Here is a 10,846-nt window from a genome sequence, read left to right as displayed (position 1 = left end):
GAATAACATTTCTCATGTCGCCTGATTAGATTAATTCCAGGATGTTCTCCAGTTCTTCCATGGAAAGGTCATCATCACCCAGATCGCTCGGGGTCAATTCCCCATTTTCTTTTGATAGGCAATGCTTAATAATGCTGAGCAAGTGATTCCGATAGCTATCTGCCAATCTCGCGATGGTTTCTTCCTGATACTGGAGACTGTTGTAGCCAAAACTGATCTGGAGCTTTCCATCCTCGATCATGCCGGAAATATCCAACAAGAATACTCTCTCCGATTCTGGACTGAAAAGCTGACCCGTACCAAGTGGCGAGAAAGTAAATCCACCCGATTTTACATCCGAATCAAATTGCCCGAGGTAGTTAAAGCTGATTTCCGGTTGCAGGCTAAATTGCAGGGATGGACGCAGTTTATCCGCCGTCATCGTGCGCAAAATCTCGTAGCCAATTCCTTTTTTCGGAATACGGCGCAAGCTTTCTTTGATTTGCTTGATTTGGTAGGACAAGTCCTTTGATTTTTCCATATCAAGCACAACAGGGAACTGGGATGTGAACCACCCAATCGTTCTCGTCACGTTCATTTCATTCTGAATATCTTCGCGACCGTGACCTTCGAGGTTGATAACAGCATAGTTGGTATTCGCCCATTCTTTCACGGTTAATCCCAAAGCAGTCAGCAACAGGTCATTCATTTCGGTGTGATAGGCATGATGAACGTGGCGTAACAGGTTTTCTGTCTCTTGGGCTGTCAACTCGACCTTCGCTGTACGTGTGTGCTTTTGTTTACGATCTGCTGTAACAAAATCAGTAGGCAACTTTTCTGCCGTGACCGTGCTCTCGAGGTTGTGCCAGTACGCAACTTCTCGTAAAAGCTCCTCACTCTCCGCATAGTTTTGCAATTGAGCCGACCAATCCTTGAATGAATCTGTCTTTTTCGGCAAGACGATCTCCTGATTGTGGAGAGCCTGCGAATAGGCAGATGAAAAATCTTCAAACAAGATGCGCCAAGAGACGCCATCCACGACCAGATGATGAATCGCGATCAGTAAATGGTCCCCTTCCCTTGTGGAGAAGAGCGCCAAGTGAACGAGCGGCCCCTGTTCCAGATCGATACTGCTTTGGATGTGATCAGACAACTCCAAAATATGAGCTGCGCTATTTGCATGGTCTTTCAAGTCATACGAATGGAAGCGGAATCGCTCACCTGTCAGTGCTCGATTGATTTGCGTGATCGTCTCATTCTCCTGTTTGTATACCATGCGCAACGCATCGTGGTGCTCGACGATTTTATAGAACGCCTGCTGAACAAGTGCCGGATCAAAGCCATCCTCCCGGAACAGCATGACAGCCTGATTCCAGTGGTGACGATCAGTGAAATTGCGCTCGAAGAACCACTTCTGGATGGGTGTCAAGCCAATCTCGCCTTCTACTACTCCCTGATCGCTCTCTCTGTTGTTTGGTATGACATGGGCGGCAACTTGTTCGATGGTCGGATATTGGAACAGTTCCTTCATCGCCAGCGTCCAGCCTGCTGCGTGCAAACGCGTGGATACCTGAATGGCTTTGATAGAATCTCCGCCCAATTCAAAGAAGTTGTCTTTGATTCCCACTTGCCCGATTCCCAATACCTCTGCCCAAGTCGTTGCAAGTAAATGTTCCAGTTCGTTTTGCGGTGCTTCATATTCTCTGCCCGATTTTTCTTCGTGGCTTGGCTTTGGCAATGCTTTGCGGTCAATTTTGTCGTTCGGTGTCAACGGCATCTTATCCAACTGAACAAAGAAGGAGGGAACCATGTAATTTGGCAATTCTTTTCCCATAAATTCTCGAAGTTGAGCCGGGCTTGCTTCCCCATCAGCTACATAGTATGCGCACAGGTAAGGTTGCCCCTGGTCATCCAAATGTGTGATAGCTGCTGCCTCAATAATCGACTCATATCGCAACAGAACACTCTCGACTTCGCCCAGCTCTACCCGATGACCACGCACCTTCACCTGATGATCGATTCTGCCGAGATACTCGATATTTCCATCCGGAAGCCATTTGGCCAGATCCCCGGTACGATACATCTTCTCTCCTGGCACAAACGGATTGTCGACGAATTTTTCAGCCGTCAATTCTGGTCGATTCCAATATCCTCTGGCTAACGCCACCCCGCTGATGCACAATTCACCTATTTGACCAACTGTCTTCAATTGCATTTGTTCATCCACGATGAACAGCTTCGTATTCTGAATCGGTTTGCCAATCGTAATGGTCTGACCAACTGGTTCATGAGGCAAAGCTTTCCAGAGTGTCGCGCAAACCGTACTCTCTGTAGGGCCGTAGCCATTGACATAGGTCACTTTCTCTTTCCATTGCTCTACCAAAGCGATAGATGCTGCCGATCCAGCAGTAATCAAGATGCGCAATGACGGCATACGATCAGGCTCAAGATAAATGGCATACGTCGGCGGCAACGTGAGAATAGTAATTCCGTTTTTGTGGACGTATTCCTCAAATTTGCGGAAGTCATTGATCGTATCACGCGAAATGATATACAAGGTCGCTCCTGTCAATAGCGCCATAAACATATCCCACACCGATGCATCAAAAGAGATACTCGCAAAATGCCCTGGACGATCTTGTGGCGTTACGCCGAGTTGATTTTTGAAAACCGCCTGTAGGTTTGCTGCCCCTTTGTGCTCCAGCATGACGCCCTTTGGATTGCCAGTGGTACCAGACGTGTAAATGATATAGGCCAGATCTGACGATTTGTTGATGCAAAGCAAGTTGTCTGTATGCGACGAATAGCTCCCCGCGTCGTCCAAATCGATAATTTCTGCCTGACTGGACACTTTGTGGGTCAAGTGAGAATGGGTAAGCACGAGCTTCGACTGACTGTCCTCGATCATGTAGCGAATTCTTTCTTCGGGATAATCAGGATCGACCGGTAAAAATGCGCCGCCAGCTTTTAAAATAGCGAGTGTGGCAATGACCATTTCCAAGGAACGCTCTACCATCATGACGACAATTTGCGAAGGACCTACCCCTTTTTCCCGCAAAACCGCGGCTAGCTGGTTCGCTCTTTCATTGAGCTCTTGGTACGTCATCTGCTTCTCTTCAAATACAATAGCCGTTTGATCAGGCGTATTCGCTGCCAGGTCCTCAAAGAGCTGTTGTATCGTCTGGTCTTCCACGTACTCTCTGTCTGTATGATTGAACTCCACCAGCAACAACTGCTTTTCTTCTGGCGTCAACATCTCAATCGCTTGAAGTTGCCTATCAGGGTCTGCCGCAACATTGCGTAGAATTTGCATGAAATGACGCGACATTCTGTCTACGGTGTCTCTTCTAAACAGCTTGGTGCTGTACTCCAGTCGCAGCAACAGGTCTGTTTCTCGTTCAGTTAGATGAAAAGACAGGTCGAACTTTGAAATGGCAAGCGCGCTTGTCGATTCATAGGGATGATAGGTTAGTTGACCAAGTGTTTTTTGGTACAAATCGTCGGTTTGCAGAATGAACATGGTATCAAAAAGTGGATTGCGTCCCGGATCACGTTGAATGCCAAGCTTCTCAACCAGACTTTCCAACGGATAATCCTGATGATCATAGGCATCCAATGCATTCTGCTTGACTTCCATCAAAAACTCCCTGAAGGTCTTCTCTGCTATCGGTTTGTTTCTGATTGCTAGCGTATTGACGAACATGCCGACAATCGGTTCGAGCTCAGCGCGAGTCTTGCCGGAAATTGGCGTTCCGACAACGATATCATCCTGCCCCGTATACTTCGAAAGCAGCAAATTGTAGGCGGCTAGCAAGACCATGAACAAGGTCGTTTTCGTCTCTGCAGCCAACGCGTGTAAAGCTTCCAACAGAGGTCTATCGGTAGCAAGTACGATTTGATCACCCTCAAAGCTTTTCACAGCTGGACGCGGAAAATCTGTCGGGATCTCCAAGACAGTGTTATGCCCCTCAAACGCATGACGCCAATACTCTTCCTGCTTCTTGAAGTCATCTGATTCGATAAAGCGTTTTTGCCAGACAGAAAAATCTTTGTATTGGATATGCAGCTCCGGTAATTGTCTGCCTTGGTACAACTCCGCCAGTTCGTTGAAAATAATTGTGATGGACGAGGCATCCGAAGCAATATGATGCATGTCATACAAGAGAAGATGACGTTCATTCGAGATTTGCACGAGACCCATGCGCAGCAGTGGCGGAACAGCCAGATCAAACGGACGGACAAACGCATGGAAAATCTCATCGATCTGATGTTCTTCTGCACTCCTATACTCCATTTCCACTTCCACACGGTCATGAATTTTTTGGACCAGCTGATCTCCTACCATTTCAAAGGAGGTTCTCCATATTTCGTGACGATCTACCAATGCTTGCAGCGCATGCATCAATTGATCGCGGTCCAGTTGACCCTCTAGCATGATCATCCCAGGCGTATTGTAGCTGATGCCCGCGCCTTCCAACTGATGGAGCACGTACATCCGCTGCTGGGCAGAGGATACCGGGTAGTACTCTTGTGGTTCTGCTGGCTGAATCGATGCATCCGACGCATTCTCACTGTTTGCGATCAGCCTGGACAAGGCTCGAACGGTAGGCTGTTCAAAGAAATGCTTCAACGGAAGATCGGTTTGAAGCTCCCGATGCACATGCGCTACTACCGTCATGGCTTTCAAAGAATGTCCGCCCAGCTCAAAAAAGTTATCCATTACTCCGATGCCGGAGATGCCAAGGACGTCTTCCCATATCTTTGCCAGTGTTGCCTCTACTTCATTGGCAGGCGCGACATACTCCACACCTGTTGTAGGCTTTCCTTCCGGCTTCGGCAGCGCTTTGCGATCGATCTTGCCATTTGGCGTGAGCGGGAAAGCGTCCATTTGAACCAGATAAGTTGGAACCATATACGCTGGCAGTTCTTGAGATAGATGTGTTCGCAGCGCCACTTCCAGGATGTTTTCTTTACCGGTAAAATAGGCTGTCAGGTAGGCGTCCCCACTATCGTCCTGATAAGCAACGACAATCGCTTCATTTATCGTTTCATAGCTGAGAAGAACCGATTCTATCTCCCCGATCTCAATCCGGTATCCTCTCACTTTTACTTGTTCATCCAGGCGTCCTGCGAATTCAATCGTACCGTCCGGGAGCCATCTGCCAAGGTCGCCTGTCTTGTACATGCGTTCACCTGGCTCAAATGGATTGGAAACAAACTTCTCCTCGGTAAGCTCTGGTTTGTTCCAATATCCGCGCGCCAAACCAAGTCCGCCTATGCATATCTCTCCTACTACACCGATTGGTAGCAGCTGGTGAGCATGGTCCACGATGTATATGCTTGTGTTTGCAATTGGCCGTCCGATGGTGATCGGAGCATCCGGGAGCGTATCGCACAGATAGGTGGCGATAACGCTGCTTTCTGTTGGACCATACGCATTGACAGTGATCATCTGCGGATTCATCTCTTTGCACATCTCAACCAGCTTCGGCGATAGCTTCTCTCCCCCGAGCACAGCCATTTTCATTGGGCTGATCTCTTCGGTGGTGCTGCATTCCAAAATCGCTTGGAACAAACTCGGCACGCATAACGTGTAGGTGCAACTCCATGTTGAGATGAGGTTTTTGAGTGCTATCGGATCTTTGGCTTCTTCATCCTTCGTTAAGACAACAGTTGAACCGGATAGAATCAACGCAAAGAAGGTAAGAACAAAACCATCAAAGGCAAAAGATAGGGCCAACAAACCTCTGTCATGGACGGATAAAGCAAACTCCTCTTTGTTCCACGTCACACTGTTGACAATACCTCGGTGCTCCACCATGACCCCTTTTGGCTTGCCTGTCGTACCCGATGTGTAGATGATGTAAGCCAGATTGGTAGCCGCATGAATCGGGTCAAGGTTTGTGGTGATGCGGGAGTAGTTACTCTTATCCTCCAGATACAGGCATTCCACCCCAGCAGCAATCTTTGTTCCAAGATGCTCATGAGTAAGCACCAGACGAGCTTCGCAATCTTCCAGCATATAAGCAATGCGATCATTCGGATATTCGGGATCAATCGGCACGTATGCTCCACCAGCCTTGAGAATGGCAAGGATTCCAATCACCATCTCCATGGAACGATTTGCCATAATCCCAACTCGTTGGTCAGCCTTTACTCCCTTTTTCCGTAATGTGCGAGCTAGCTGATTGGCTTTCTTATTGAGCTCATGATATGTCAACTTTTGGTCCCCGCAAACCAGTGCGATTTGATCAGGGGTTTTCAGCACTTGTTCTTCAAATAGCTGGGGAAGTGTGCTTTCCAACTGAACAGGCTTGGATGTGTCATTGAATTGAACCAACAATTCCTGCTTTTCCTGCTCGGTGAGCATCTCTATCTCATAGAGAGCCAAATCCGTGTTCCGGGTGACTTCTTGCAAGATTTGGGTGTAATGACGCGACATGCGCTCGATGGTCTCCTGCTTGAACAGCTTGGTGCAAAATTCGAAGCAGAATAAGAGACCTGCATCGTTTTGAGTTGCTTCGAGCGACAAATCGAATTTCGCCATCTTGCCCTCTGGCACGTACGGCGTCACTGTCATGCCCTCGATCTCAATCGGATCGGCATCCATGTTTTGTAAAATGAACAACGTGTCAAACAATGGATTGCGGCTTCGATTTCGATTGACCGCCAGCTTTTCGACGAGCTCCTCAAACGGGTACTCCCCATGCTCAAAAGCAGAAAGTGTATTGTCCTTCACTTCTTGTAAAAATTGCTTGAAACTTTTGGTTGCCACCGGCTGATTTCTCATTGCCAGCGTGTTGACGAACATACCCGTGATGCTTTCCGTGTCAGGGTGCGTTCTTCCAGCTGTCACGGTTCCGACCACCATGTCTTCTTGCCCGGAGTATTTCGCGAGCAAAACATGATAGGCTGCCATGAGCACCATGTAGAGCGTAGTACCCGTATCGGCCGCCACTCGTTGCAAGCCATCCAGCAGCTGTTTTTCAGAACGGAATAGATAACGTTCGCCCTCAAAGCTTTGAACAGACGGTCGAGAGTAGTCCAAAGGCAGGTTCAAGACAGGAATTTCACCACGGAATCGCTCGGTCCAATACGCTTCCTGCTTTTTGTATTCGTCTGTCTGTGCCAAGCCTTTTTCCCAAACTGCGAAGTCTTTATATTGAATGCGCTGCTCTGGTAAGGAATTGTCTTGATAGAGCTGCGCAAAATCATTCAGGATGATTTGCGATGACACGCCATCCGAGATGATATGGTGCATATCGATAATCATGACATGGCGCCGCTCTCCCAGTTTGACCAGTCCAACCCGGCTTAATGGCGCCTTTTCCAAATCAAACGGACGCATAAAATCCGTGATGACTTGATTCAAACGATCTTCTGTTGCTTCCATGTAGATAATTGGCAGCTTGCATTCCGGATGGATGCGTTGAACCGGCTCGCCGTTGATAGTATGAAAGGAGGTTCGCAGCGATTCATGACGACTCACCAATTTGGCAATGGCATGCTCCATCTGCTGCATATTCAATTCCCCATCGAGTACCGTCACAACGGGCAAATTGTACACCGTACTATCTGGATCGAGCTGGTTTAAAATCAGCATGCGTTTTTGCGCAGAAGATACGGGATAATGCTCTTGTATGACGACCCGCGGAATAGCGTGATACGATCCTTCCTCTACCCCTTCCACATACTTGGCGATTTCTTGAATAGTTGGTCTATCAAACAAGACGCGAAGCGGAACATCTGCTTGGCAGTCTTTTTGCATCCGGGAAATGAGATGAATCGCTTTTAGAGAATGACCCCCGAGCGTGAAAAAATTATCCAGAATGCCAATCGGGGACACGCCGAGTACGCTTTCCCAAATCGCTGCCATTTTCTGTTCCAGTTCGGTTGTCGGAGCGAGATAATCCGCTCCCGTAAAAGCGTTCCCCTCAGGGATGGGCAAGGCTCTTCTGTCTGTTTTTCCGTTAGGTGTGACCGGAATTCGCTCGAGTTTTATAAAGAACGAAGGGATCATATACTCCGGTAGCTTTCGTGATAAGTACGTACGCAGCTCCTCGTTGCTGACTTCTTCTGTCAAAACGACATAGGCGCACAAGTACTTTCCGCCAGTCTCATCCGCTCGATCAATGACCACTGCTTCCTTAATCACGTCGTGGTTGAGCAACTGCGATTCGATTTCCCCCAGCTCGATGCGGTGACCCCTGATTTTTACCTGATGGTCGATTCGCCCTAAAAACTCGATATTGCCATCTGGCATCCAACGAGCGAGGTCACCCGTTCGATACATTCTTTCTCCTGATTGATACGGGTTCTCGAGAAACTTCTCCGCAGTCAGCTCCGGATTGTGCAAATATCCTCTTCCTACGTTCGCACCAGAGATATACAACTCCCCAACAATGCCCTCTGGTTTCATCTGGAGCTTTTCATCCAAAATATAAATGCCAGTGTTGCTGATCGGTTTTCCGATTGGTGGCAGCTCCGGTATATCCATGCTTGGGTCCATGGTGTAGGTGGTCACCACATGTGTCTCCGACGGCCCGTAATGATTGTGCAAAAATACGTGATGGTTACGCAGATATTTCTGTAGCTCAAGCGTGACGACGAGCTGTTCTCCGGCCGTGATAATGTGCTTGACGCAACGCGGGAAGCTTTGTGCATAATCTTTTTCGTTAAAGATAAATTTCAAGAAGGATACAGGGAGGGACAAAATGCTGATCTGATTTTCCTGGATAAAGGTAAACAGTTTTTCAACATGACGTCTCAACTCATTCGTGATGAGATAGAGCTGTCCCCCGGAAAGCAGCGTGGAGAAAATCTCCTGGTAGCAAACATCAAAGCTGCAAGTGGTATACTGCAATACTTTTTCATGAAAATCGATGTTGGTCTTGGCAAACGTAAAGTGCATCAGATTTGCCATGTTTTTATGCTCAAGCATGACGCCTTTTGGTTTCCCCGTTGTTCCTGAAGTGTAGATGATATAAAACAAGTCATCTGGATGATTGATCGTTTCGACAGGTGCACTGCTCTCTTCCCAGATGGCTGGAGCGTTAATATCGATTTTTTCAGTAGAAGCGGAGACTTTCCCAAGCAAATACTGCTGGGTCACTACCAATTGAATCCCGCTATGCTCGAGCATGTAGGCAATTCGTTCTTCTGGCAGCTCTGGATCAATCGGTACAAACGCACCACCGGCTTTCAGAACCCCTAGAATTCCGACAATCATCTCGATGGAGCGATCCATCATCGTTCCAACCAGACTGTCTGCTGCAATCCCTTTTCTTCTCAAAAATCTGGCGACCTGATTGGATTTTTCGTCTAGCTCCCGATACGTCAGATGCTGTTCCCCGAATACGACAGCAACCTGCTCGGGTGTCCTTTCCACCTGTTCCATAAAGAGTTCATGCATCGTCTTCGTAGGATAGGCAGCCGAAGTATCAAGATTTCTAGCCATTAGCTGTTGTTTTTCCGTTTCTGTCAGCAAGGTAACCTGTTGAAGGGTGACCTTCGGATTGTTTGCCACGCAAGCTGCGATCTGCTTGAGGTGCCCAGCCATTTTTTGGATAAATCCTTCATCGAAAACAGCAGCATTATAGTCAAACCGTATCGCAATCTCTTCTTTCGGCATTACCATGACGGTCATGTCATAATTCGTAGGTTCAAACATCTCGACATCAGAAATGGCAAAGCCTACCTGCTGCGTCGCTGCTTTTTTCTGCAAGGCCTCGACTAATGGATAGTTTTCGATAACCATCAGGTGATCGATCAAATCTTGCTTTAATACGGAATCGTTTTGAATGTCGTACAAAGGTACATGCTCATATGGCTGAGATTGCCGTGTTCTTTGGTGCACATCCTGTATTAAATCGGCAAAGGATTGATCGTTTTTCGCTTGAATACGGAATGGAATGGTATTGATAAACAACCCTACCATTTTTTCGATTCCGACGATTTCTGTTGGTCGCCCGGATACAACAGAGCCGAATAGCACATCATTCGTAGCGTTATAGGATTGGAGCAGGATTCCCCATAAGGTTTGGATCACAGTTGGCAATGTCACTTGATTTTGACTTGCGATCGCAGAAAGCTGCTGCGTCAGCATGCGGTCCAGCACAAAACGATATTGCGCTGGTAGAAAGGCATTGCTAGAAGACTTCCCAAATTTCGGCAAGGAAGTTTGCTGTTCAAACTGTTCCAGATAGTCTCTCCAATATGCGAGAGCAGCCTCTTTATCTTGCTTTTCCAGCCAACGAATAAATTGGCTGTATGGCTGCACCGGATCAAGGGAAATCGGAGCCCCGTTCTTCAAGGATAAATAGACGGAAAGCAAGTCATCAAAAATAATGCTAAAGCACCAACCGTCCATGAGTATGTGATGAAAACTCCAGATGATTTGGTATTCGCTCTCCGTCATTTGGAAAATAGCCACTCTCATCAACGAGTCTTTCGCTAGATGAAAGGTTTTCTCTTGGTCATTCCTTTTGTATTGTGTATAGCGTTGCTGCTTTTCTTGCTCGTCGTATGCAGTTAAATCACAAAAAAGGATGGGAATGGGCCGTTCTTTCAAGACAACCTGCAAAGGCTGCTTTAATTTTTCATAGAGAAACAGCGTACGGAATACGTCATATCTCTCTACCAGCACATGCAGACTATTGGTAAACAAACCAACATCAAGATCGCCCTGAATCGAAATGGACATCTGTACAAGATGAGAGTTATGTTCTTCGTCTAGCAAGGCGTGAAATAACATTCCCTCTTGCATGGGCGTCAATAGATACATATCTTGTACTTGTTCTTTGCTAAAAACACTCATTCCGGCACCTCGATATCAACATTATTTGTCTTATTTGTTTAAAAATGTAAG

Annotated in this window: 1 protein-coding gene; it reads right to left on the bottom strand. The window is 47.2% G+C overall.

The features are described 5' to 3' along the window. Positions 1–25 precede the first annotated feature (25 nt). The gene (gene tycB / locus FO446_RS14405) at positions 26–10,795 is read right to left on the bottom strand and encodes a tyrocidine non-ribosomal peptide synthetase TycB (RefSeq protein ID WP_237900949.1); all 10,770 of its coding nucleotides are present in this window, start codon (positions 10,793–10,795) and stop codon (positions 26–28) included. Positions 10,796–10,846 lie beyond the last annotated feature (51 nt).

The organism is Brevibacillus brevis (assembly GCF_022026395.1).
Lineage (GTDB): Bacteria > Bacillota > Bacilli > Brevibacillales > Brevibacillaceae > Brevibacillus.
Note: the sequence above shows the minus strand (reverse complement) of the source record. Positions and strands in the feature narration are given on the sequence as shown.

Excerpts from the sequence above, each read along its gene's own strand:
- tycB (WP_237900949.1), bottom strand. The coding sequence starts at position 10,795 with ATGAGTGTTTTTAGCAAAGAACAAGTACAAGATATGTATCTATTGACG.